At 65.0% G+C, this 2,118-nt stretch carries 1 protein-coding gene; it reads left to right on the forward strand.

Translation table 11 applies throughout. The features are described 5' to 3' along the window. The coding region (locus MOV75_RS35720; protein ID WP_247007688.1) for a response regulator at positions 1 to 1,581 on the forward strand (1,581 nt) is incomplete at its 5' end. Positions 1,582 to 2,118 lie beyond the last annotated feature (537 nt).

The following is a 2,118-nucleotide window of genomic DNA, read 5'->3' on the forward strand; positions in this document are numbered from 1 at the left end:
GATCCCGACCGCGCCGCCGAAGTGCGCTTCATGCGCTTCTTCGACCACACGCCGATGGCGATCGCGACCGTCGATCGCGGCGGCAACGTCGTGCGCGCCAATGCGCGCTATGCCAAGCTCGGACAGGCTCTCGGGCTCGACAGCGCCTCCAAGTCGATCTTCCGCGCGGTCAATTCGCGTGACCGGCACCTCCTGATCGCGGCCATCAACCAGGCCGCCGAGGGCCAGGCCGACATCGCGCCGGTCGAGGTGGCGCTGGAGGGGACCAAGGAGCGCTGGGGCCAGTTCTTCGTCACACCGGTCGATTCGGCCGAAAACGACGCGGAAGCCGCCATCGTGCACATGCTCGAGACCACCGAGCGGCGCGCGCTGGAGAACCAGATCAACCAGTCGCAGAAGATGGAGACGGTCGGCCAGCTCGCCGGCGGCATCGCCCACGACTTCAACAACGTGCTCTCCGCCATCATGATGGCGAACGACTTCCTGCTGAACGCGCACAAGCCGACCGATCCGTCGTTCCAGGACATCATGCAGATCAAGCAGAACGCGACGCGCGCTGCGACGCTGGTGCGGCAACTGCTGGCGTTCTCGCGGCGGCAGACGCTGCGGCCGCAGGTGCTCGATCTCGGCGACGCCCTGAGCGATCTCGCAATGCTGCTGCGCCGCCTGATCGGCGAGAAGGTCAAGCACGAGACCATCCACGGCCGCGATCTCTGGCCGGTCAAGGTCGACGTCTCCCAGTTCGAACAGGTGATCGTCAATCTCGCGGTCAACGCCCGCGACGCCATGCCCGACGGCGGCAAGCTGATCATCCGCACCGCCAACGTCACCACTGAGGAGGCGGCCAAGCTCGCCTACAAGGGCATGCCGGCGGCGGACTATGTCCGGATCGAGGTCTCCGACACCGGCACCGGCATCCCCGCCGACATACGCGACAAGATTTTCGAGCCGTTCTTCTCGACCAAGGAGGTGGGCAAAGGCACTGGCCTCGGCCTTTCGACGGTCTACGGCATCGTCAAGCAGACCGGCGGTTTCATCTACGTGGACTCCGAGCCGGGGCAGGGCACCTCGTTCCACATTTTCCTGCCGCGCCACCATGCCGAGCCTGACGTTCAGGTCGAGCAGGCGGCGGCTGCGGTCAGCGCGACCAACGGTGCTGCCAAGGAAGCCGCTTCCGTCGAGGCCAAGCCGCGGACCGATCTCACGGGGCAGGGCACCATCCTGCTGGTCGAGGACGAAGAGGGCCTGCGCGCGCTGAACGCACGTGGTTTGCGCTCGCGCGGCTACACCGTGGTCGAAGCCGAGAACGGCGTCGAGGCCATGGAGGTGCTGGAGGAGCAGAGCGGCGGGATCGATCTCGTCGTCTCCGACGTCGTCATGCCCGAGATGGACGGCCCGACCCTTTTGAAGGCGATGCGGGAGAAGAATCCCGACATCAAGTTCATCTTCGTCTCCGGTTATGCCGAGGACGCCTTCGAGAAGAGCCTGCCCGAAGGCCAGCAGTTCGACTTCCTGCCCAAGCCGTTCACGCTCAGCCAGCTGGTGGCGGCGGTGAAGGAGACGATGACCAAGCAGGGGTGAGGTTGAGAGGCGGCGCGCCGTTCCCGCAGTCTCCGGCATTGCGAGCGCAGCGAAGCAATCCAGACTGCCTCCGTGGAAAGACCCTGGATTGCTCCGTCGCATCAGCGCAAAATTGCTTCGCAATTTTGTCGCGAGCTCCTCGCAATGACGTGGTGAGAGAGCTGCGCCCGCAACGGCGAGGAAAAAGCGCAATTCCTGTCCAAATCCGCCGGTAACCGGCGACCACGGTTCCCTGGCGGGGCCGGCCAAATCCGCGTCAAATATGGGCTTTTGCCACATCCCCGCGACTGAGGGCCGCAGCCACAGGTTCCGAAACCGGCTTCACTTTTCGGGAAGTCTGCCCATCTTAAGCGCACGTCCCCATGCCGGGGATTTGGGAAACGCACATGAAGTTCTCGTTACGCTCCCGCAATCTCTTCAAGACGATCGCCGTCGTGCTGGCGCTTGCGCTGCCGACTGCGCTGGCGATCTCGTCCGCCGATGCGCGCGTCGGTGGCGGTTCCTCGTCGGGTTCACGCGGCTCGCGCACCTATTCGG

The organism is Bradyrhizobium sp. PRIMUS42 (assembly GCF_023006515.1).
GTDB lineage: Bacteria > Pseudomonadota > Alphaproteobacteria > Rhizobiales > Xanthobacteraceae > Bradyrhizobium.